The sequence below is a fragment of the Rhodococcus sp. FG69 genome (assembly GCF_057808915.1).
Window position 1 is genome coordinate 15,734 of sequence record NZ_JBMDIX010000009.1, and the last position, 20,229, is coordinate 35,962.

The 20,229-nt window shown below is 62.1% G+C and carries 22 protein-coding genes; 9 read left to right on the plus strand and 13 right to left on the minus strand.

All coding sequences use genetic code 11. The features are described 5' to 3' along the window. Window positions 1-38 precede the first annotated feature (38 nt). From ACODSO_RS09070 to ctaD, 3 genes are all read right to left on the minus strand, one after another. Window positions 39-794, minus strand: coding sequence for a peptidyl-tRNA hydrolase (locus ACODSO_RS09070; RefSeq protein WP_489036563.1), 756 nt, complete (start codon window positions 792-794; stop codon window positions 39-41). Then, window positions 791-2,017, minus strand: a complete 1,227-nt coding sequence (gene serB / locus ACODSO_RS09075; protein WP_068375725.1) for a phosphoserine phosphatase SerB — start codon at window positions 2,015-2,017, stop codon at window positions 791-793. Before serB ends, ACODSO_RS09070 begins: the two co-directional genes overlap by 4 nt. 131 nt (window positions 2,018-2,148) lie before the next feature. After that, window positions 2,149-3,939: an aa3-type cytochrome oxidase subunit I gene (gene ctaD / locus ACODSO_RS09080; RefSeq protein WP_489036565.1), complete on the minus strand. Its 1,791-nt coding sequence runs from the start codon at window positions 3,937-3,939 to the stop codon at window positions 2,149-2,151. Between the two features lie 273 nt (window positions 3,940-4,212). On the opposite strand from ctaD, the gene ACODSO_RS09085 reads away from it, so the two are divergent. The 4 genes from ACODSO_RS09085 to ACODSO_RS09100 all read left to right on the plus strand — a co-directional run bounded on the left by ACODSO_RS09085 (window position 4,213) and on the right by ACODSO_RS09100 (window position 7,086). After that, on the plus strand, window positions 4,213-5,277 hold the full coding sequence (locus tag ACODSO_RS09085; RefSeq protein WP_489036566.1) for an iron-siderophore ABC transporter substrate-binding protein: 1,065 nt from the start codon (window positions 4,213-4,215) through the stop codon (window positions 5,275-5,277). Between the two features lies 1 nt (window position 5,278). Beyond that, window positions 5,279-5,752: an NUDIX hydrolase gene (locus ACODSO_RS09090; protein ID WP_068375332.1), complete on the plus strand. Its 474-nt coding sequence runs from the start codon at window positions 5,279-5,281 to the stop codon at window positions 5,750-5,752. 209 nt (window positions 5,753-5,961) lie between these two features. Beyond that, window positions 5,962-6,885, plus strand: coding sequence for an SPFH domain-containing protein (locus ACODSO_RS09095; protein WP_489036568.1), 924 nt, complete (start codon window positions 5,962-5,964; stop codon window positions 6,883-6,885). 3 nt (window positions 6,886-6,888) lie between these two features. Further along, a complete protein-coding gene (locus ACODSO_RS09100) occupies window positions 6,889-7,086 on the plus strand; it encodes a type II toxin-antitoxin system antitoxin (RefSeq protein ID WP_489036570.1) in 198 nt (65 codons plus the stop codon). Window positions 7,087-7,127: 41 nt separating this feature from the next. Here ACODSO_RS09100 and nrdF read toward each other — a convergent pair whose 3' ends face one another. The 7 genes from nrdF to ACODSO_RS09135 form a co-directional block, all read right to left on the minus strand. Beyond that, complete coding sequence (nrdF, locus tag ACODSO_RS09105; RefSeq protein ID WP_068368940.1) at window positions 7,128-8,093, minus strand: class 1b ribonucleoside-diphosphate reductase subunit beta; 966 nt, start codon at window positions 8,091-8,093, stop codon at window positions 7,128-7,130. Between the two features lie 104 nt (window positions 8,094-8,197). After that, complete coding sequence (locus ACODSO_RS09110) at window positions 8,198-9,574, minus strand: DUF2252 domain-containing protein (protein ID WP_489036571.1); 1,377 nt, start codon at window positions 9,572-9,574, stop codon at window positions 8,198-8,200. 48 nt (window positions 9,575-9,622) lie between these two features. After that, on the minus strand, window positions 9,623-11,785 hold the full coding sequence (gene nrdE, locus ACODSO_RS09115; RefSeq protein WP_068368934.1) for a class 1b ribonucleoside-diphosphate reductase subunit alpha: 2,163 nt from the start codon (window positions 11,783-11,785) through the stop codon (window positions 9,623-9,625). Between the two features lie 37 nt (window positions 11,786-11,822). Further along, window positions 11,823-12,287, minus strand: a complete 465-nt coding sequence (nrdI, locus tag ACODSO_RS09120) for a class Ib ribonucleoside-diphosphate reductase assembly flavoprotein NrdI (RefSeq protein ID WP_197480566.1) — start codon at window positions 12,285-12,287, stop codon at window positions 11,823-11,825. Between the two features lie 41 nt (window positions 12,288-12,328). After that, window positions 12,329-12,562, minus strand: a complete 234-nt coding sequence (nrdH, locus tag ACODSO_RS09125) for a glutaredoxin-like protein NrdH (protein WP_489036572.1) — start codon at window positions 12,560-12,562, stop codon at window positions 12,329-12,331. A 443-nt stretch (window positions 12,563-13,005) separates the two neighbouring features. Further along, window positions 13,006-13,128, minus strand: a complete 123-nt coding sequence (ykgO, locus tag ACODSO_RS09130; protein ID WP_019668008.1) for a type B 50S ribosomal protein L36 — start codon at window positions 13,126-13,128, stop codon at window positions 13,006-13,008. Window positions 13,129-13,189: 61 nt separating this feature from the next. Further along, the gene (locus ACODSO_RS09135) at window positions 13,190-13,756 is read right to left on the minus strand and encodes an NAD(P)H-dependent oxidoreductase (RefSeq protein WP_489036575.1); all 567 of its coding nucleotides are present in this window, start codon (window positions 13,754-13,756) and stop codon (window positions 13,190-13,192) included. A gap of 104 nt (window positions 13,757-13,860) precedes the next feature. Between ACODSO_RS09135 and ACODSO_RS09140 the strand changes: the two genes are divergently transcribed. Beyond that, window positions 13,861-14,454 carry a TetR/AcrR family transcriptional regulator gene (locus ACODSO_RS09140; RefSeq protein WP_489036577.1) on the plus strand — a complete coding sequence of 198 codons (594 nt, stop codon included), beginning with the start codon at window positions 13,861-13,863 and terminating at the stop codon, window positions 14,452-14,454. Between the two features lie 6 nt (window positions 14,455-14,460). Here ACODSO_RS09140 and ACODSO_RS09145 read toward each other — a convergent pair whose 3' ends face one another. Then, on the minus strand, window positions 14,461-15,234 hold the full coding sequence (locus ACODSO_RS09145) for a fructosamine kinase family protein (protein WP_489036578.1): 774 nt from the start codon (window positions 15,232-15,234) through the stop codon (window positions 14,461-14,463). Between the two features lie 37 nt (window positions 15,235-15,271). On the opposite strand from ACODSO_RS09145, the gene nadE reads away from it, so the two are divergent. After that, window positions 15,272-16,117, plus strand: a complete 846-nt coding sequence (nadE, locus tag ACODSO_RS09150; RefSeq protein WP_489036580.1) for an NAD(+) synthase — start codon at window positions 15,272-15,274, stop codon at window positions 16,115-16,117. Window positions 16,118-16,120: 3 nt separating this feature from the next. On the opposite strand, the gene ACODSO_RS09155 is transcribed toward nadE, so the two are convergent. Both ACODSO_RS09155 and moaA read right to left on the minus strand, forming a co-directional pair. Beyond that, window positions 16,121-16,408 carry a MoaD/ThiS family protein gene (locus ACODSO_RS09155; RefSeq protein WP_489036581.1) on the minus strand — a complete coding sequence of 96 codons (288 nt, stop codon included), beginning with the start codon at window positions 16,406-16,408 and terminating at the stop codon, window positions 16,121-16,123. Then, window positions 16,356-17,426, minus strand: coding sequence for a GTP 3',8-cyclase MoaA (gene moaA / locus ACODSO_RS09160; protein ID WP_489036583.1), 1,071 nt, complete (start codon window positions 17,424-17,426; stop codon window positions 16,356-16,358). Before moaA ends, ACODSO_RS09155 begins: the two co-directional genes overlap by 53 nt. Window positions 17,427-17,549: 123 nt before the next feature. Here moaA and ACODSO_RS09165 point away from each other — a divergent pair, with 123 nt between their 5' ends. The 3 genes from ACODSO_RS09165 to ACODSO_RS09175 are packed head-to-tail and all read left to right on the plus strand — an operon-like array spanning window position 17,550 to window position 20,216. After that, the gene (locus tag ACODSO_RS09165; protein ID WP_489036585.1) at window positions 17,550-18,788 is read left to right on the plus strand and encodes a molybdopterin molybdotransferase MoeA; all 1,239 of its coding nucleotides are present in this window, start codon (window positions 17,550-17,552) and stop codon (window positions 18,786-18,788) included. A 5-nt stretch (window positions 18,789-18,793) separates the two neighbouring features. Then, the gene (gene moaCB, locus ACODSO_RS09170) at window positions 18,794-19,795 is read left to right on the plus strand and encodes a bifunctional molybdenum cofactor biosynthesis protein MoaC/MoaB (protein ID WP_489036713.1); all 1,002 of its coding nucleotides are present in this window, start codon (window positions 18,794-18,796) and stop codon (window positions 19,793-19,795) included. Between the two features lie 7 nt (window positions 19,796-19,802). Beyond that, window positions 19,803-20,216: a molybdenum cofactor biosynthesis protein MoaE gene (locus ACODSO_RS09175; protein WP_489036587.1), complete on the plus strand. Its 414-nt coding sequence runs from the start codon at window positions 19,803-19,805 to the stop codon at window positions 20,214-20,216. Window positions 20,217-20,229: the final 13 nt, after the last annotated feature.

Below are 20,229 nucleotides of genomic sequence, written 5' to 3' on the forward strand. Positions count from 1 at the left end.
AAACAGCCAGTTCGACGACAGTGGACCCTGACTGTCGTTCAGGACTCCAACGTCGCAATGACGGTCATGGAGCCCGGAGCTACCTCGGTGAAGCCGGCGTCCCGCACGGCGACTGCTCGTCCTTCATCGACAAGGGCTTCGGCGCGTCGCCACTGGTTCGCATCGGCATCGCGAACCGAACATGCAAAGTCGGAGACCGACCACTGCACACACTGCGCGGCGGTCATCGAACCGGCGAGCAACATCGATGCATGTCCAACTTGCGCGGCCGCCTTGCCAACGGTCATCTTCAGGGTCGGGTCGATCCACAGCACAGGTGTGTCCGGACGTGCGGGTCCTGGCTCGTCGTGCTCCAGATCGGTGCCGCCGATCTGGAGTCGCTTGATTCGGGGATCGAGATCGCCGACTCTGCCCGGTACGAACGCACGGGCCTGAGCTCCGCCGACCTCGACGGTCACGCCCGGAACGTCTTGGGCGGCCACCCACTGTGCACCTCGGGCCCGTCGGGCAACTTTCCGAATGCGAGCACCCGTCCATGCCAGGAAGCACTCCTCCCACTCGCCGCCCGGTCCGACTCGTTCATCGAGACACAGAGCCACCGCGGCCGACGCGGCGGCTTCGAGGAGGCTACTGCGCGCCGGTGGGTCTGCTTTGGGTATGTGCAGAACCACCGGCATGGCGAGCACGTCGGCGGGGTCCGGTGGATCCGTACGCCCGCCGTAGCCACGCGTAAGAACCGAGTGGCGCTGCACCAACGTACTTCGCGGCCCCTCATCGACCGGGACGTCCGTCACAGGATCGGAACGCGGCGGACACCACCGTCGACGGCATCGGCCGCCTCGATCTCACCGCGGGTCACTCCGAGCATGAACAGAACGGCATCGAGATAGGGATGCGAGATCGCCGTGTCCGCGATCTCCCGGAGCGCCGGTTTGGCATTGAACGCGACGCCGAGACCTGCCGCCGTCAACATGTCGATGTCGTTTGCACCATCGCCCACCGCGACCGTCTGTTCCATCGATACTCCGGACTGCGCTGCGAACTCGCGCAATGCCGTCGCCTTGGCTGCGCGATCGATGATCTCACCTACGACCCGCCCGGTGAGCTTGCCGTCGACGATCTCGAGGGTGTTCGCCTTGACGAAGTCCAGTTCGAGCTCGTGAGCGAGGCTATCGATGACTTGGCGGAAGCCTCCGGAGACGATGCCACAGTGGTACCCAAGTCTCCGCAACGTGCGAATCGTGGTTCGCGCTCCGGCCGTCAGCTCCAGCTCCTCGCTCACCTCGTCGATGACCGACGCGTCGAGTCCCGCCAACGCCTGCACCCGCTGGTGCAGCGATTCGGTGAAGTCGATCTCCCCGCGCATCGCCGACTCGGTTACCTTGCGCACTTCGTCCTCGCGACCGGCCTTTGCAGCCAGCATTTCGATGACCTCGCCCTGGACAAGAGTGGAGTCCACGTCGAACACGATGAGACGCTTGGACCGACGAGAGATTCCTTCGCGCTCGACTGCCACGTCGACGCCGACGCCTGCAGCAATTTCGGAGAGACCGGTCCGAAGTTGGCGATCGGCATCAGGCGAGGTGTTGGTTGCAGTGACCAACAGTTCGAGACCGGTGACCGGGTAGTCGGCGACGCCTCGTATCGAATCGATGTTTGCACCCTGCCTCGCCAGCTCGCGGGAGATGGTACTGAACGCCCGCGCGGTGACCGGCCGACCGAGCACCACGACCACGTGTGTTGCCAACACGCGATTGCCGACCGGGTCGGCGCCGATCTCGACGTCGACGTGGACACCGACGGTCGCCATCGCTTCCTCCAGTTCTTCCTGGAGCTCCTCGGGGTCGTTGGGACATGACAGCAACACACCGAGGGTCAACCGACCACGGATGACGACCTGCTCTACGTCGAGCAGGTCGACCTGGTGGCGCGAGAGTGCCGCGAACAGGACCGAGGTGACACCCGGTTTGTCCGGGCCTGTCACCGTGACGAGTACAGCGGTGTCCGATGACGGCACCGATTCTCCCTTCCTGCACGACGGTTCCGATTCGGGCCGTCGAATTGTGACTGGTTCGCTTCACGGACATTGTCGCAAGCGAAGAGCCCCGCCCGGGTACCGGGAGGGGCTCTTCGCGTAAGTCTTATCGGCTACTTCGGATCCGGGTCGCCGGAGTGTTCGTGGTCGCTGGTGGCCAGTGGTGCGCGGCGTGCCTGTTCGAGGACTTCGGTGGTCTGTCCACCGTGACTGCCCGGTCCGACGTGGGCTTCGGCGCGGAGCCGCTCGACCATGTGCGGATAGTGCAGCTCGAACGCCGGCCGCTCGGACCGGATCCGCGGCAACTCCGTGAAGTTGTGTCGCGGCGGCGGGCACGAGGTCGCCCACTCCAGCGAGTTGCCATATCCCCACGGATCATCGACGGTGACCACTTCGCCGTACCGGTAGGACTTGAACACATTCCACACGAACGGCAACGTCGACGCACCGAGCACGAACGCACCGATCGTGGAAATGATGTTGAGCGTGGTGAACCCATCCGAGGCCAGGTAGTCCGCGTAGCGACGCGGCATACCTTCGTTGCCGAGCCAGTGCTGCACCAGGAACGTGCCGTGGAATCCGAAGAACGTCAACCAGAAGTGCCACTTGCCGAGCGTCTCGTCCATCATCCGGCCCGTCATCTTCGGGAACCAGAAGTAGATACCGGCATACGTCGCGAACACCACCGTTCCGAACACCACGTAGTGGAAGTGCGCGATCACGAAGTAGGTGTCGGTGACATGGAAGTCGATCGGCGGCGAGGCCAACAGCACACCGGACAGACCACCGAAGAGGAACGTGATCAGGAACCCGATCGAGAACAACATCGGTGTCTCGAGCGTCACTTGACCACGCCACATCGTGCCGATCCAGTTGAAGATCTTCACACCCGTCGGCACTGCGATCAGGAACGTCATGAAGGAGAAGAACGGCAACAACACCGCACCGGTGGCGTACATGTGGTGCGCCCACACCGCGATCGAGAGCGCCGCGATGGCGATCGTCGCGTAGATCAAGGTGGTGTATCCGAACATCGGCTTACGCGAGAACACCGGGAAGATCTCCGACACGATCCCGAAGAACGGCAACGCGATGATGTACACCTCGGGATGCCCGAAGAACCAGAACAGGTGCTGCCACAACAGAACGCCACCGGTGGCCGGATCGAACAGATGCGCACCCAGATGACGATCGGCGGCCAACCCCAACAACGCCGCCGTCAACAACGGGAACGCCAGCAGAATCAGAATCGACGTCACCAGGATGTTCCAGGTGAAGATCGGCATCCGGAACATCGTCATACCGGGGGCACGCAGGCAGATCACCGTGGTGATCATGTTGACGCCACCAAGGATAGTGCCCAAACCGGCCACTGCCAGACCCATGATCCACAGGTCTGCACCTACACCCGGCGAATGCAGAGCACTCGTCAGCGGCGTGTAGGCGGTCCACCCGAAGTCGGCCGCACCACCGGGAGTGATGAAGCCGGCCGTGGTGATCAACGCACCGAACAGGTACAGCCAGTACGAGAACGCGTTCAACCGCGGGAACGCGACGTCGGGGGCACCGATCTGCAGCGGAAGGATGTAGTTCGCGAATCCGAACACGATCGGCGTCGCGTACAGCAGCAGCATGATCGTGCCGTGCATGGTGAACAGCTGGTTGTACTGCTCGTTGGACAGGAACTGCATCCCCGGTACGGCCAACTCGGCACGCATCAACAACGCCATCAACCCACCGACGAGGAAGAACGCAATAGACGTCGCGATGTACATGATTCCCAACACCTTGGGATCAGTCGTCGTCACCGCCTTGTGAAGAAAAGAACCCTTCGGTCCCATCCGCGGCGGAAAAGGCCTCACCGCTGTAACAGCGGGAGTTGGCCTAGGCGCTAGGGCAGTCACTGATCCTCCTGAAGATGCGTTCCACCCCTCTTGCAAGAAGTGGGACGTCCTGGTGTCTTGCGCTCATCGAATCGTAGACGGTGCGGATGCCGAGCGCCGAACCGGTCCTACCGTGTGTCGTATTGGGATGTCGCACCAGCATGAGGCACATTCCGAGCACAGATCGATAAGGCATCGCTAACCTGCGTCACGGTCCGCTCCAGGCAATTCCACGCATGTACCTCGCAGTGGATAAGGTGTGACGGCATCCCACTCCCGTTAGGAACTCCACTGTTGACCGAACAGTCTTCTGTGCGCACCGCAGCCGTCGCGTTGGCCGTCGGAACGCTCGTCCTGGTTGCCGGTTGCTCGGGAGGCTCGTCTTCCACCGACAACGCGTCGACGATCGTCCGGAGCACGACCAACATCGCAGGCGCCGGTGTGGTGGGCAACGACCGGGAAACCGTCGGATTGTGCCCGGACATGGCACCGGTGGATCCGACCGGCGTCGAAGGCTCGGTCCGGCCCGTCGGCCACAGTGAAGGCATCACCGAGGTACCAGCCGATCCGATGCGAGTCGTCGTATTGGATCCGTCGGCGCTCGATGCGACATGCGCCCTCGGCGTATGGGAGCGGGTCGTAGGCGCCTCGACACTGAACCCTTCCTTCCGAGGCGACGGCGACCAGGAACTGTACCTGGGCACAGGAATCGCGGAGATCCCCACAGTCGGGACGGTCGGTGCGCCCGACATCGATGCAATTGTCGGCCTCGAACCGGATCTCATCATCGGCTCGGACTCCTTGGGCTCCGAGCTGTACGGCTCCCTGACGGATATCGCCCCTACCGTGTTCACCTCCACCGAGGACGGCTGGAAAGGTGCATTCCTGCAATCAGCCGCCGCCCTCGGCCGCGGTGGCACCGCGTTCGATGAGTTGGCTCGCTTCAGCGCCGACGCCGAGCAGGTCGGCCGAGATGTCAACGCGAACCAGACTCAGGCGTCCGTCGTTCGATTCCTTCCGGACTCGATCGTCACCGACGGCCGGTCGTCCTTTGCCAGCGAAGTACTCGACGAGATCGGAGTACAGCGTCCACCGTCGCAACGCGACGCTGCTACAACAGTTCCCGCCGACGACGTCGCAGGTGCCGAAGGCGACATCGTCTACGTCCGATTCGACGGAGACGACGGCGAAAGCTTCGGCAAGAGTGTCATGACGAGCGACGCCTGGGAGGGCCTCGGCGCGGCGAAGGACGGTCGCATCTTCGTCGTGAACGACACCGTGTGGTCCGGTAGCGGGGTCATCGCAGCGAGGGCAATCCTTGCGGATGTGACGAACTCGCTCAACGCGTACGTTTCCTGACATGCCGATCCCCGAATTCGTTCTGGCACTTCGCAGCAAGGTCGGCACGTCCCCCCTCTGGCTCTCCGGGGTCAGCGCAGTGATCCTCGGTGACGACGGCCGGATACTCCTGACCCGACGCCGGGACAACGGCATGTGGGCCGTCGTGTCCGGGATCCTCGAACCCGGCGAAGAACCCGGCCCCGCGGCGTTGCGCGAGATCGACGAGGAAACCGGCATCGAAGCCGAACTGGTGAGACTGACCAGCGTCGACGTCACCGAGAAGATCACCTACCCGAACGGCGACGTCGCTCAGTACCTGGACATCACGTTCCTCGCACGGCACGTGTCGGGCACTGCCGCTGTGTCGGACGACGAAAATCTGGCTGTCGAGTGGTTTGCCGTCGACGCCCTGCCCGACAACCTCGCCGACACCTCACGTCTGCGTATCGAGCACGCGCTCGGTGGCGTACCCGAGGCGTGGTTCCGCCGCTGATCGGTAGTTCGATTCGGCTGCACTCCCCCGTTTCGGTGACCGAATGTCTGTTTCGGTCACTTGGCGGGACCGAATGTCTGTTTCAGTCACTCAGAGTGTGCGAATGTCTGTTTCGGTCACCTCGTGGGCCAGCGATCGACTCATTCGGTCACCCAGGCGCGCAGAAAATGTGATATCACTTTAGTATCAACATCGAAAGGGAGGTTCTCATGTCCGTACCCGTACCCGCAACCGTCGCCGAGAAGCCGACGGGTACCCCGACCATCACTATCGCCGAACGGCCCGGGTGGGATCTGCCCGGATGGTCGATGCTCGGCGCAGGCCTCGTGCTGTTCCTCGGAGGTATCGCCGCATTCGTGGTCGGCCTGGTTTTCACCATCGTCGTGGCAGTGGTCGTCGGCGTCGTGCTGTTCGTCGCATCACTTCCGGTCTTGGCCGGCCTGACGCTCGTGCAGCCCAATCAGGCTCGCGTGCTTCAACTTCTCGGGAGTTCGTACAGCGGCACTCTCCGCACGCCTGGGTTGCGGTGGACGAATCCGCTGACGTACCGCAAGGCGATCTCGACCCGGATCCGCAATCACGAGACCGCCCAGTCCAAGGTCAACGACGCCGACGGCAATCCCATCGAGATTTCGGCGATCGTGGTGTGGCAGGTCGCCGACACGGCATTGGCCTCATTTCAGGTCGACGACTACGAGGAGTTCGTCGCGGTGCAGACCGAATCGGCCGTCCGACACATCGCCGGCAGCTACCCCTACGATGCCGAGGATCGAATGTCGTTGCGCGAGAACGCTGACGAGATCACCGGGGCAATGTCGGAGGAAGTGCACGCCCGAGTTCGCGCCGCAGGTGTCGAGGTGATCGAGACCAGGATCAACCGTCTCGCATACGCACCCGAGATCGCCCAGGCCATGCTGCGTCGTCAGCAGGCGGGCGCGGTCATTGCCGCTCGTCGGCAGATAGTCGAGGGCGCAGTCGGCATGGTGGACATGGCTCTGGCGAAGCTGGAAGAGAAGAACGTCGTCGACCTCGACGAAGAACGCAAGGCCACGATGGTCTCGAACCTACTCGTCGTGCTGTGTAGCGACCGCGACACACAGCCCGTCGTGAATGCCGGATCGCTGTACCAGTGACCCATGGCTGCCGAACGTAAGAAACTGCTGCTTCGGCTGGACCCAGCGGTGCACGACGCCCTTGCCCGCTGGGCAGCCGACGATCTTCGCAGCACCAATGCGCAGATCGAATTCCTGCTTCGCCGCGCGTTGGCCGAGCACGGACGAATGCCGAAGAACGCCGACAACATGCGCAAACAGGGACGTCCACCGAACTCGTAGGAGCTCGGCAGGCGTCCCTGCCCGTGGAGATTCGGGTGATTTCAGAAGTCCCAGTCGTCATCCTCGGTGTTGACGGCCTTGCCGATGACGTACGACGAACCCGATCCCGAGAAGAAGTCGTGGTTTTCATCGGCATTGGGCGAGAGTGCCGACAGGATTGCCGGGTTCACATCGGTCTCGTCCTTCGGGAACAGGCCCTCGTAGCCGAGATTGTTGAGCGCCTTGTTTGCGTTGTAGCGGAGGAACTTCTTGACGTCCTCGGTCAAACCGATCTCGTCGTAGAGATCCTGCGTGTACTCGACCTCGTTGTCGTACAACTCGAACAGCAACTCGAAGGTGTAGTTCTTGAGTTCCTCGCGCTCCGCTTCGCTGACCTTCTCGAGGCCCTTCTGGTACTTGTACCCGATGTAGTACCCGTGCACGGCTTCGTCGCGAATGATCAGACGAATGAGGTCGGCCGTGTTGGTCAGCTTGGCTCGCGAGGACCAGTACATCGGCAAGTAGAAGCCGGAGTAGAACAGGAACGATTCGAGCAAGGTCGACGCAACCTTGCGCTTGAGCGGATCGTCTCCGTGGTAGAACTTCAGGACGATTTCGGCCTTGCGCTGCAGGTTGACGTTCTCCTCGGACCAACGGAACGCGTCGTCGATATCACGCGTCGAGCTGAGCGTGGAGAAAATCGAGCTGTAGCTCTTCGCGTGAACGGACTCCATGAACGCGATGTTGGTGTAGACCGCTTCTTCGTGCGGAGTGATCGCATCGGGGATCAAGCTGACGGCGCCGACGGTGCCCTGGATGGTGTCGAGCAACGTCAATCCCGTGAACACGCGCATCGTCAACTGCTTCTCGACGGCGTTGAGCGTGCCCCAGGACGGAATGTCGTTGGAGACGGGCACCTTCTCCGGCAGCCAGAAATTGCTGGTGAGCCGCTCCCAGACCTCGGCATCCTTGTCGTCCTGGACCCGGTTCCAGTTGATTGCCGAGACGCGATCGATGAGCTTGACCATGGTGCCTACCTACAAGTTGGGGAACGCGAAAAGTCGCTGACACGAACACTACCCGTAGTGTCCGACAGTTCCGGCCAGCACAACAGAGTGTGTCGTGCTCGAGCTCACCAACCCACCGAACTCGGTACCGAACCGGTCTGGATGGCCGCAACCAGTTGCGCGTGGTCACGCTCGTTCTGATCGGCATAGGCGTGTGCGAAGTCGACCATCGAACGGTCGACTTTGTCACCTCGGCCGATGTAGTCGGCGATAGCAGCCGCGTCACCGCTGCGTGCGTGCGCCCGCGCGAGAACTTCCCCGCACGCTGTGGCGAACTCGGTGAGATGGGGTCCGATGATCTCCCCGTCGGGAATGACTTTCATATCGCGAAACTGCCGCACGTAGAAATTCATCTCGCCGACCGAAGTCCATCCCACGAACATGTCGGTGGCGCTCTGCAGCATTCGTTGCCCGTTGACTACCCGCGCACCGTGGTTGTCGTATCTGCTCGGGCGAAGAAACTGTTCGAACACCGAGGGCCCCGCCTGCTTGATCTGAAGGAAGAACGGGTCACCGGTTCGTGTTTCTTCGAGAAAGGCCAAATAGACACGCATTCCGACACTGCCGACACCGACTACCTGCCGAACTACGTCGAGAACACGGAACCTCGACAAGAGACTCCAAATGCTGTCGTTCACCGAGCCGCTGTATCCGGCGATCACAGCCTGGATCAGTTCGAGTTGCGCGTCACCCACGTGGGTACGGAACGGTGGATCTTCGCGAATTCTGCGGCGACCGTCTCGCGTCTCGGTGAATTTCCGCGACGCTCCGCGACTCGTTCGCCGCTCGGCTTTGGTCTCGATGAGTTTCTCGGCGTGACGCGCAATACCAGACGAGAAGTGCCCAAGGAGCCCGGCGACGTCGATCCTGTCGTACCAGATGTCGATTTCGGGCATCGAAGCGTACTTCCACATCCGATTGCGATACGACGCCATCATCGCTGCGACTGCACGGTCGGCACGCCCCTCGTCGACACCGTTCTCCCGCCCCAGAACGACAAGGGAGGTCGCCAAGCGCTTGACGTCCCATTCGAACGGGCCAGGAAGCGTCTCGTCGAAATCGCGGAGATCGAAATACAGATTTCGCTCAGGTGTGGCCCACAACCCGAAGTTGAGCACATGCGCATCACCGCACAGCTGCACCTCGATACCGGTATTCGGCGCAGAGGCCAGATCCGCTGCCATCACGGCTGCAGCGCCGCGAAAGTACGTCCATGGCGATGCGGCCATGCGTGCGTGCCGTATCGGAAGTAGTTCGGAAACGCGAAGTTCGTTCTGCCCGAGAATTGTCGCGAGCGCGTCGTGCCCCCTGGCATCGGGGTTCCACTCCGCCAACTGTCGACGCGACACTCTCTTACGTGATTGCCGACCACGAGCAGGATGTTCGGAAGGGGCAATCCCCTCCCGTGCAGAAGCAACGTCGATGTCCGTGGGCGAGTTCATGACTGATTATGGACCGACCACGGACTTCCGTCCTGACAATCGCCAGCATCACAGCATGCAGGAAACGCAGCCCTCGACCTCGGTGCCTTCGAGCGCCATCTGACGCAACCGGATGTAGTAGAGCGTCTTGATGCCCTTGCGCCACGCATAGATCTGCGCTTTGTTGATATCGCGCGTCGAGGCTGTGTCCTTGAAGAACAGCGTCAACGACAGCCCCTGGTCGACGTGTTGCGTCGCAGCGGCGTAGGTATCGATGATCTTTTCGTACCCGATCTCGTAGGCATCCTGGTAGTAGTCCAGATTGTCGTTGTCGAGGTACGGCGCGGGGTAGTAGACGCGACCGATCTTGCCTTCCTTGCGGATCTCGATCTTCGACGCGACAGGGTGGATCGACGACGTCGAGTTGTTGATGTACGAAATCGAACCGGTCGGCGGAACGGCCTGCAGATTCTGGTTGTAGATACCGTACTTCTGCACCGACTCCTTCAGCGCGACCCAGTCGGCCTGCGTCGGGATGTGCACATCGGCGTCCTGGAACAACGCGGCAACGCGCGCAGTGGACGGTTCCCACACCTGGTCGGTGTACTTGTCGAAGAACTCACCCGACGCGTACTTGGACTCCGGGAAACCCTTGAAGTAGCTTCCCCGGTCCTTTGCGATCACGTTCGACGCCTGCAGCGCATGGAACAGCACGGTGTAGAAGTAGATGTTGGTGAAGTCGATTCCCTCGACGCTGCCGTAGTGGATGCGCTCGCGAGCGAGGTATCCATGCAGGTTCATCTGACCGAGACCGATGGCGTGAGAGTCGTTGTTGCCCTGCTCGATCGACGGTACCGAGTAGATGTGCGTCTGATCCGAAACTGCAGTCAGGCCGCGAATAGCGACAGCGATGGTTTTGCCGAAGTCGGGCGAGTCCATCGTCTTGGCGATGTTGAGCGACCCCAGGTTGCAGGAGATGTCCTTGCCGACATGGCTGTAGGAGAGGTCGTCGTTGAACTCCGACGGCGTAGACACCTGGAGAATCTCCGAGCACAGGTTCGAGTGAGTGATCTTGCCCTTCACCGGGTTTGCCCGGTTCACCGTATCCTCGAACATGATGTACGGGTAGCCGGACTCGAACTGCAATTCGGCCAGGGTCTGGAAGAACTCACGTGCCTTGATCTTCGTCTTGCGGATCCGCTTGTCGTCGACCATCTCGTAGTACTTCTCCGAGACGTTGATGTCAGCGAACGGCACGCCGTAGATGCGTTCGACGTCGTACGGCGAGAACAGGTACATCTCCTCGTTCTTCTTGGCCAGTTCGAACGTGATGTCCGGAATGACGATTCCGAGGGAAAGCGTCTTGATACGGATCTTCTCGTCGGCGTTCTCACGCTTGGTGTCGAGGAACTTGTAGACGTCGGGGTGATGAGCATGAAGATAGACCGCGCCTGCACCCTGACGAGCACCGAGCTGGTTGGCGTACGAGAAGGAATCCTCGAGCAACTTCATGATCGGAATGACACCGGAGGACTGATTCTCGATCCGCTTGATCGGCGCGCCTGCTTCGCGAATGTTGCTGAGCAACAGCGCAACACCGCCTCCGCGCTTGGACAGCTGCAGGGCAGAGTTGATGGAACGACCGATGGACTCCATGTTGTCCTCGATGCGCAGCAGGAAGCAGGACACGGGCTCGCCGCGCTGCTTCTTGCCGGAGTTGAGGAACGTCGGAGTGGCCGGCTGGAATCGGCCGGCGATGATCTCGTCGACCAGATCGGTAGCGAGCGCTTCGTCCCCGGCTGCGAGCGTCAATGCAACCATGCAGACACGATCCTCGAACCGCTCGAGGTATCGCTTACCGTCGAACGTCTTGAGCGTGTACGAGGTGTAGTACTTGAACGCGCCGAGAAACGTCGGGAAGCGGAATTTCTTGGAATAGGCGTGGTTGATCAGGAACTTCACGAATTCACGTGAGTACTGGTCCAGCACCTCTGGCTCGTAGTAATTCTCCTCGACGAGGTAGTCGAGCTTCTCGTCCAGATCGTGGAAGAACACGGTGTTCTGGTTGACATGCTGGAGGAAGTACTGGTTTGCCGCCTCGCGGTCCTTCTCGAACTGAATCTCGCCGTTGGGGCCGTACAGATTCAGCATCGCGTTCAACGCGTGGTAGTCCAGGTCACCATCCGCTCGAACGGCATTGACAGGTGCTACCTCGGTGATGGTGGGTGCCACGGCGATCGCTCCAGTTCCTTGTTTCGCGCTTGAAGATCTAGTGTGTGTGCGCTGCTCGCCGGGATTCCCGTTCCCAGAAGTCCTCGAGTCCTTCGCGGACTCGGTCGACGTCTTCCGGGGTTCCCATGAGTTCGAATCTGTAGAGATACGGAACCGCGCACTTCTGTGAAATAACATCGCCCGCTGAGCAGAACGAGTCACCGAAGTTGGTATTGCCTGCGGCGATGACTGCTCTGATCAGGGACCGGTTGTGCTTCTGATTGAGGAACTTGATCACCTGCTTGGGGACGTAATTGGTGTCACGCCCAGCGAAAGTGGTTCCCCCGCCATACGTGGGAACGATCAGCACATACGGCCGATCGACCATGAAGTTCTCTGGATTGCGCAGTGGAATGCGGCTCGCCTTCAGACCGAGCTTGACGACGAACCTATGCGTGTTCTCGGACGCACTCGAGAAGTAGACCAGCGGGTGCGTCGGCTGCGGAGCGAGAGCGGAAGTCACACTTGCTCATCTCCGTCTACTGTTCCAGCGGCGCGATCTGTTCAAGCAACGTTGGCCGTGAGTGCCTTGATGCGATCCGGGCGGAAGCCCGACCAGTGATCCTCGCCGGCGACAACGACGGGTGCCTGCAGGTAGCCGAGCGCCATGACGTAGTCACGGGCCTCCGCATCCTGCGAGATGTCGATGACGTCGTATTCGATGCCCTCTTTGTCGAGAGCGCGGTAGGTGGCATTGCACTGAACGCAGGCGGGCTTGGTGTAGACGGTGATACTCATGAGGGTTCCCTTCTCCCTGTCGGACGATCACGGTGTCCACCGAGATCCCGATGTGCGCTGCGTGATATCAACTGGTGCACCAGAGCCGAGAACGAACCCGGATCGGGGGCAGTGTCGAGGCGATTTCGCGTGTTCGAGCCCGTTTTCGGGGCTTGTCGCGTCGTGGCCTCTCGACTGCTCAGACACTACACCTTGTGTCCGACATATACCTACAACACGAGATGTTGCGAACAACATCCTTGGTATTCGCTGGTCACAGTGCCGTCGACCGAGGATGTTTCGCCTCGCGTCGGCGTGTCGCACCCCGAGAGGCCTCTATGTCGTGCGCCACAGCCAGACGCCGCGTGTTCGGTGACGCGCAACAAGGCGCTCCGCACCGGCACCGAAACAGAAATGAACCCCCGGGATCACATCGATTCCGGGGGTCCACTCCACTCCTGACGTCAGCGCTGGCGCGCTTTGAAACGCGGTTCCTTCTTGTTGATCACGAACACCTTGCCGTGACGACGCACGACCTGCGCGCCCGGCTTGTTCTTCAACGACTTGAGCGAGTTTCGAACTTTCATGCGTCGAGGCTACATGAAAACGATTCTCGTTTCTAACACGGCCCAACAGCCACCGCGAAGGTCAGACGGTGACGAGCTCGTCGGATGCCTTGACAAGCTCCGCGACGACCGAAGCGATTGCCGCACACACCTCGGCATTTTCGCGCGGGTGCGCCGAACCGAACTTGTCGATGGTGCTGCCGATGGTGAGCGTGACGTCCTCGAGCACAGTGCCGCCCGCAATGCCCACAGCCTTGCGCGCGTCGTCGTGGGCCCACTTCGCCCCATTGCCGCTCGGCGATGCACTGATCACTGCGACAGGCTTGCTGCTCACCGCGCCAGCACCGTAGGGGCGCGACAGCCAGTCGATGGCGTTCTTCAGAACGGCCGGGATGGTTCCGTTGTACTCGGGGGTGACAAGGAGAAATGCGGTCGCCTTCTCGGCTGCGGCACGCAGTTCGAGCGCAGCAGCGGGGACTTTGCCCGGGACGTCGATATCCTCGTTGTAGAACGGGACCTCGGCAAGACCGCTGTAGACGTCGGCCGTCGAGCCTTCCGGGGCGAGAGACACCGCGGTCTCGGCGATCTGCCTGTTGACCGAGTCGGCGCGGAGACTTCCGACAAGAACCAGTACCTGTGCGTGCGTCATGACGATAATCCTTCGAGTTCGAGTGAGAGCCGGTGTTCGATCAATTCCTACCATCTAAACGGACTGCGGTCCACTTGCATTCCCAAGCAGGTAGACTGTCCGATGTGACCGACTTCATGCTCCCTATCGCCGGGGAGGAGACCGAGCGTTGCGACGCCGCACGCAACCGTCGCCTCCTGCTGGATGCGGCGTCGGACCTGGTGGCCACCATAGGCGCGGACGCTGTGACGATGGACGGCCTCGCAGCCAAGGCCGGCGTTGGCAAAGGCACCGTCTTCCGACGGTTCGGTAGCCGCTCCGGACTGATGCAGGCCCTTCTCGATCACACGGAAAAGGAACTGCAACAGGCCTTTCTCTTCGGCCCGCCACCTCTCGGTCCAGGTGCGGACCCCATCGACAGGCTCGTCGCCTTCGGCCGCGCCCGCCTCGATCTCGTCGAAGTACAGGGCGAGGTCATGCGTGCTGCCGAGAACTCACCGGAACTCCGGTACTCCGCTCCGGCACACATGGTCAACTACACACACGTCCTCACCCTCCTCAGGACCGCCGGGGTCGAAGGCGACCTCGAACTTCTCGCCTACGGTCTGCTGACGCCTCTGGAAGCCACCTTGGTACTGCACCAGTTCCGCGATCTCGGCATGACGATGGGACGTCTCGCCGACGGATGGGAAGACCTGGTACGCAGGGCTACTCGGTAAGACGGGCTACTCGGTAGTCGACAGACCGGACACAGCACGAGCAGCGCGAACAAGCTCGACGCCGTAGGACGGGCCGTGTCCCGCGGCGTGCACGGCGAGGGGATGCAGCTGATGGAGCGGGATGCGATGCTCCCAACCGTCGGACAGTTCGTGCACGGCCCGATAGCCGACGAGGATGTCCGAGAGCATGGGGCAACCGAACAGAGCCAGCATCGCAAGATCGGTTTCGCGATGTCCACCGTGCGCGGCGGGGTCGATCATCACGGCTCCCGACGCGGTCCACACCACGTTTCCAGTCCACAGATCACCGTGAATCCGACTCGGCGGTTCCTCGTCGTCGAACATCCCGTCGGCGATCGCGGCACAGACGCGTTCGACTTCCACTGCACCGGATTCGGAGATGTTGCCGTTCACGACGGCTACCCGTAGATATGGCAACACACGTTCGGCGACATAGAACGACCCCCACGAAGCGTGTTCGATACTGGACATCGGTCTGGATCCGATGAACATCTGGCCGGCGAAACCATCAGGAGGACAACCGAACCGACGTGCACCGGCGTCGTGCATCGCAGCGAGTTCAGCACCGAAACGGCGCGCAGCGTCCCGCGTAGGCGACGATGGTACGAGCCGGGCGAGATCGATGTGGGTGGGACCGAATCCCCGAACGTCGACGACGGTTCCCCCGCCGTCCCGGAGCCACACCAAGCCAGCAGCTTCGGCGGTGAAGAAGTCCGGGTGTGCACTCGGATCGGCCTTGGTGAAGGTGTCTGCAGACATCAGAACTCACAGTACGCGCGACACATAGGATGGCGGAATGTCACTCCTACGTTCGGAACTACGGACGCGCATCCAGCGCGAACTGGCCGTACAGTCGTCCATCGACCCCGCCACGGAAATTACCCGCCGCGTCGATTTCCTGAAGGCCTATCTTCGTTCCACCCCCGCCACGGGGTTCGTTCTCGGTATCAGTGGAGGGCAGGACAGCACACTGACCGGCGCGCTGTGCCAACGCGCCGCCGCCGAACTGCGGGCCGACGGCACCGAAGCGCAGTTCCTGGCCGTCAGACTCCCCTACGGCGTTCAGGCAGACGAGGCGGATGCGACAGTGTCGCTCGAGTTCATCGCGCCCGATCGGACGGTGACCGTCAACATCAAGGCCGCCGCCGACGCGTCCGCGGCGGCAACTGCCGAGGCGCTGGGCTCCCCGGAGCTTCGAGACTTCGTGCGCGGCAACATCAAAGCTCGGCAACGCATGGTCGCGCAATACGCGCTGGCGGGCGAGCTCGGATACGTGGTCGTCGGAACCGATCATGCTGCCGAAGCAATCACCGGGTTTTTCACCAAGTTCGGCGACGGCGGTGTCGACATCACCCCGCTCACCGGTCTCACCAAGAGACAGGGTGCCGCGTTGCTGCGCGAATTGGGTGCACCCGAGAGCACGTGGAGAAAAGTTCCGACAGCCGATCTGGAAGACCACCGCCCAGCGCTGCCAGACGAGGAGGCCCTGGGAGTGACCTACACCGAAATCGACGACTATCTCGAAAACAAGGAAGTGACCGACGAAGTCGCCGAGAAGCTGGAACGGATGTATCTGAGCACCCGGCACAAGCGCGCAGTACCGGTCACACCCTTCGAGGACTGGTGGACCACCGAGAACTGACGACTATCCCCCGGCGAACGGCGGCAGCACATCGACCCTGTCGCCGACCGTCGTGGACAAGTCTCTGGTGAGCTCGTCCCCGACGAGAAAGGCGGACACGCGCAGCACATTTTCCAGTGCCGTGCCGTGCCTGTCGAGAACGGCGGCCCTGAGTGTGGTCAGGTCGCTGCCCTCGGGAAGTTCGAACGTCTCACTCGCACAACCGGACGCGTCCTTGGCCCCGGCGAAGTATCGAACCTCAACCACCGATAGCTCCCATGCTTCTCGCAGGCGGGACGAAGCCCACCACATCGATTCCGTGTCCTGCCCATTTGTTCCACATTGCGCCTTGCCAGAGCTTGCCCAACTCGTCGTCGGTGGCTCCTCCGCGCAGCGCTGCACGGAGATCCGTTTCCTCGTCGCTGAACAGGCAGGACCGAACAGTGCCCTCGGCCGTCAACCTCGTGCGGTCGCAATCCGAGCAGAACGAACGCGTGACCGACGCAATGATGCCCACGGTGCTGGAGGTTCCGTCGACAGCCCACTCCTCGGCGGGAGCAGACGGATCGGATCGACCGATCTCACGCAGATCGAACCGAGTCGACAGCACGTCGAGCAGGTGTTCGGCGTCGAGCATGTTCGCCCGAGCCCATTCTTGATCGGCGTCGAGAGGCATTTGCTCGATGAACCGCAGCGCGACACCTTCGTCCAAGCACCACTGGAGAAGGTCGGCTGCACCGTGCAGTGTTTCCGGCATCAGCACCGCGTTGATCTTGACCGGAGTCAGTCCTGCCCGTAAGGCGGCGCGCACGCCTGCGAGCACCGAGGGCAGCCGATCGCGCCTGGTCAGTTCTGCAAAGTGCACGCGGTCGATCGTGTCGAGCGAGACGTTGACCCGATTGAGGCCTGCTGCTGCCAGGGTGTCCGCTCGATGCTCCAGCCCGACTGCGTTGGTGGTCATCGACAGCGGTACGCCCGGCGCCGCCTGCGAGCTCAGTCGCACGATCTCCGTCAGATCAGCGCGCATCAGTGGCTCACCGCCGGTGAAGCGCACCTCCTCGACGCCGAGTCGATGAACGGCCACGCCGACGACACGGGCAATCTCGCTCGCCGTCAGTAGATCCTGAGTCGGGATTGCGGGCAAGCCTTCTTCGGGCATGCAATACGTACACCGCAGCGAGCACTTCTCCGTGATCGAAACCCGCAGGTCACGGGCTACTCGGCCGAAACGGTCGATCAGTACCGGAACGTCCGGACGGTCATCGACGGACACCCCGGGCGTACGGCTTATCGAAGGGATGCCGAGTCCTACGACACTGCTGGCTGTCACGAACTCTCCTTCGAGTCATCGGTCTTTCCCACAACAACGAACTACGTTCCAGTATGCCGCCCCTGGGAAACTTCGTGCGATCCGCCGAACATTTCGTCGTTGCAGCGCGCATAAGATCGTGACATGACCAATCCATCGGCGGGGCCGAATCGAGTCGCAGACCCCGGTCGAGAACACCGTCGTGCAGTGTCGGTGGAAGAACACACCGAACTCGTCGCAAGCCTGTTGGCACCGCTGCGGATCCGTCCGGCGTACTCCGTCGCCGTCGGAGACGCTCTCGGTCGAGTTGCCGCGTGCGATGTGTGCGCTCCAGTCGACCTGCCGTTGTTCCGAAACTCCCAGATGGACGGATACGCGGTGCTCGCGTCGGATGTCGCGCATGTGCCCGCGGCTCTGCGGGTGATCGCGACCGTCGCCGCTGGGCCCTCGAACCGGATTCGTCTCGAGCCGGGTACGGCCGTGAAGATCATGACCGGTGCACCGATGCCCGAGAACGCCGATGCCGTGGTGCCGATCGAGAACACGACCTACGACGGCGAAATCGTCACCGTGACCGTTGCGCGCACAGCGGGCGAATACGTTCGTGAGCAAGGCAGCGACATCACCACCGGAACGGTGATGGTCCAGGCAGGCGACACCATCGAGCCTCGCCACATCGCTGTCCTTGCGGCAGTGGGACTTTCGCACGTGCAGGTCTCGAGTCGACCGAAAGTCGCGGTCATCACGACCGGCGCCGAGCTGGTCGACGCCGGATCACCGCTGCTCCCCGGTCAGATCTACGACTCGAACGGCGTGACCCTCGCTGCTCACCTTCGCGCCAACGGGGCCGAGGTGGTCGGAGTTCACCGCAGCTCCGACGACGTGGACGCATTCCGACGCATTCTGTCCGACGCGGTTGCCACGGCCGAACTCGTCATCACCTCGGGCGGCGTCTCCATGGGTGACTTCGAGGTCGTCAAGGATGTGCTGGCGCCGATGGGAGGACACTTCGGTTCCGTTCGCATGCAGCCGGGTGGCCCCCAGGGCACGGCAACGATCGACGGTGTTCCCGTGCTCGATTTTCCCGGCAACCCGGTCAGCACGGTGGTGTCGTTCATCGTGTTCGCACGCAACGCCGTTCGCGAGGCGGCGGGCCTCGAAGCAATCGAATCCCGCTCGGTGCCACTCGCGCACTCGATCACCTCGATCGCAGGCAAGAGACAACTCCTACGAGGGAAAATCGGCGACGACGGCGTCTCCTCGGTCGCAGGTCCGGGGTCCCATCTGGTGGCGGCTATGGCGTGGGCGGATGTCCTCATCGATATTCCCGAGGACACAACCGCTCTCGACGCCGGCACCGAGGTTCAGGTGATCCCGCTGTGAACGAGATGCACCGCGCACAGCCTGGCTTCTCACACGTCGACGCCGAGGGACGCGCCCGTATGGTCGACGTCTCGCACAAGTCCGACACCGAGCGGATCGCAGTTGCAGCAGGAGAACTCGCGACGACGGCGGAGGTGGTCGCGCTGGTCCGCGCTGACGGAATGCCGAAAGCAGACGTGCTGGCGACAGCAAGGATCGCCGGAATCACGGGCGCGAAGAAGACCTCCGAACTCATTCCGCTCTGCCACCAACTGGCATTGTCGAAGGTCGATGTCGTCTTCGGATTCACCGACACCACGATCACCGTGGAAGCAACCGCGAAGACGACCGGACCCACCGGCGTCGAGATGGAGGCGCTCACCGCCGTCGCCATCGCCGGTCTCACGCTGCACGACATGGTAAAAGCCGTCGACCCCGCCGCCACGATGAACGGCGTTCGCCTCCTCCGCAAGGAGGGCGGCAAGCGCGGGCGGTGGTCTCGCGAGGCAGTAGTGGAACAGGTCGGTGTCCGAACCGACGACCGATCAGCTGTCGTTCTCGTAGCGTCGACTGGCGGTGCGCGCGGAACTCGTGAGGACACGACCGGTCCTGCCATCGCAGCATGGTTGGAGAACAAAGGCTTCTCCGTGCGCGGTCCCCTTGTGTACGCCGACGCCGAGATCTCCGCGGGCCTCGAAGACGCACTCACCGGCGGCCCCGCCCTCGTCATCAGCACCGGAGGAACCGGGGTGTCCCCCACCGATGCAACCCCCGAAGCCACGAGGGCAGTCCTCGATCGCGAACTACCGGGAATCGCCGACGCGATCCGACTCGAAGGCACCAAGGTCACACCGCACGCAACACTGAGCCGAGGATTGACCGGAGTCGCCGGACGTACCGTCATCGTCAATCTCCCCGGTTCACCCGGCGGGGTGAAGGACGGCCTGTCGGTTCTAGCTCCTATAATCGACCATCTCATTGCCCAGGTCGCGGGCGATGGACTACACGAAACCGCTGACGAGAAATGAGTGAACGATGACGGACGTGCTCGCCCAGATTTCCAGCGTGGCGCTCGACACCTCGGTCGTGGAGAACGCTGTTGCAGGGCCCGAACACGGAGCCGTCGTGCTGTTCAGCGGAGTCGTCCGTAATCACGATGGTGGACAATCGGTTTCGACGCTGGAATACCAAGCTCACCCCGATGCCGAACGCTTCTTGCACAAGTGTTGCGCCGAAGTCGCAGCCGAGTCGGGGCTCCCGGTCGCAGCGATTCACCGAGTCGGCAAGTTGACCGTCGGCGATATCGCACTCGTAGCGGCGGTCGCGTCGCCGCACCGCGCCGAGGCGTTCGCGACGTGCGCAACTCTCGTCGAACGCATCAAGTCCGAGGTTCCGATCTGGAAGCGCCAGAACTTCGCGACGGGGATGTCCGAGTGGGTAGGTCTATAGCGCCTGTGGGGTT

What these genes read in the sequence shown, in the direction of transcription:
- ykgO (WP_019668008.1), bottom strand. Translation starts at nt 13,128, where the DNA reads ATGAAAGTTCGAAACTCGCTCAAGTCGTTGAAGAACAAGCCGGGCGCG.
- ACODSO_RS09165 (WP_489036585.1), top strand. Translation starts at nt 17,550, where the DNA reads ATGACCAATCCATCGGCGGGGCCGAATCGAGTCGCAGACCCCGGTCGA.
- nrdH (WP_489036572.1), bottom strand. Translation starts at nt 12,562, where the DNA reads ATGAGTATCACCGTCTACACCAAGCCCGCCTGCGTTCAGTGCAATGCC.
- ACODSO_RS09145 (WP_489036578.1), bottom strand. Translation starts at nt 15,234, where the DNA reads ATGTCTGCAGACACCTTCACCAAGGCCGATCCGAGTGCACACCCGGAC.
- ACODSO_RS09090 (WP_068375332.1), top strand. Translation starts at nt 5,279, where the DNA reads ATGCCGATCCCCGAATTCGTTCTGGCACTTCGCAGCAAGGTCGGCACG.
- ACODSO_RS09095 (WP_489036568.1), top strand. Translation starts at nt 5,962, where the DNA reads ATGTCCGTACCCGTACCCGCAACCGTCGCCGAGAAGCCGACGGGTACC.
- moaCB (WP_489036713.1), top strand. Translation starts at nt 18,794, where the DNA reads ATGCACCGCGCACAGCCTGGCTTCTCACACGTCGACGCCGAGGGACGC.
- ACODSO_RS09135 (WP_489036575.1), bottom strand. Translation starts at nt 13,756, where the DNA reads ATGACGCACGCACAGGTACTGGTTCTTGTCGGAAGTCTCCGCGCCGAC.
- ACODSO_RS09100 (WP_489036570.1), top strand. Translation starts at nt 6,889, where the DNA reads ATGGCTGCCGAACGTAAGAAACTGCTGCTTCGGCTGGACCCAGCGGTG.
- ACODSO_RS09110 (WP_489036571.1), bottom strand. Translation starts at nt 9,574, where the DNA reads ATGAACTCGCCCACGGACATCGACGTTGCTTCTGCACGGGAGGGGATT.
- ACODSO_RS09175 (WP_489036587.1), top strand. Translation starts at nt 19,803, where the DNA reads ATGACGGACGTGCTCGCCCAGATTTCCAGCGTGGCGCTCGACACCTCG.
- nrdF (WP_068368940.1), bottom strand. Translation starts at nt 8,093, where the DNA reads ATGGTCAAGCTCATCGATCGCGTCTCGGCAATCAACTGGAACCGGGTC.
- ACODSO_RS09155 (WP_489036581.1), bottom strand. Translation starts at nt 16,408, where the DNA reads ATGTGGTGGGCTTCGTCCCGCCTGCGAGAAGCATGGGAGCTATCGGTG.
- nadE (WP_489036580.1), top strand. Translation starts at nt 15,272, where the DNA reads ATGTCACTCCTACGTTCGGAACTACGGACGCGCATCCAGCGCGAACTG.